Genomic DNA, 789 nt, shown 5'->3' on the forward strand with positions numbered 1-789 from the left:
ATCAATTATATTATATAATCGTTCACGCGCCGATAGTTTAATTGATCAATGCAATAAACTTGGAATTCTTAATAACAATAAATTTAATCAAAGATTTCAGGGACGGATTTTAGCCTATTTTATACAATTCGGGTCTAAACATGACATTGAGGATTGGATGGAGCAACAAGAAGGTGGCTTGACTCTTAATCCTAATAATGCCTTGGACTTGGCAATGGCTTATAATAAATTGGGTGATAATAATAAAGCTATACAAATACTCAAAATTCTTGAAGATTCTAAATTGGGTTATGATACTCTAAAATATGAATCCATAGCTGTTGGAGTTTTCAAAGAGATGGATAACTATAAAGAAGCATTCTCCACATATTGGGATTTTAGCCATAGATGGGACTCCATAAATGCCATTAAATTTGATCAGAAGGCAGCATCCATTAAAGAGAAGCATCAGATTGAGCTTATGGCTCAGAATGAATCTCAGCGTCATTCCCGTATTATATGGGGTTGCATCGGAGGGATTATTATACTATTAATGGGTGTATTCATATTGATATTATTATTCCGGAGCAAGAACGCGAATGAAAAGTTGGCTCTTGAAAAAGCACGGTCAAAAGAAGCGGAAAATGCCAAACTGAAAGCAGAAAAAGATATGGTAGCTCTTGAAAATGAACGGTATGAACTTGAAAATAAGAATCTTCAATTGGAGATGGACAAGAAGGCTCTTGAGGCTGAGAATCTGGCGCATCGTGTGACGGAACTTGAAAATGAGAGCGAAAGTCTGAAGGCTCT

Annotated in this window: 1 protein-coding gene; it reads left to right on the forward strand. The window is 36.0% G+C overall.

Annotated features, from left to right (window positions below; translation table 11 throughout):
- Positions 1–789, forward strand: a 789-nt coding sequence (locus E5331_RS20535; protein WP_168355329.1) for a hypothetical protein, incomplete at both ends; no start/stop codon positions are given.

It is taken from the genome of Lepagella muris, assembly GCF_004793975.1.
GTDB lineage: Bacteria > Bacteroidota > Bacteroidia > Bacteroidales > Muribaculaceae > Lepagella > Lepagella muris.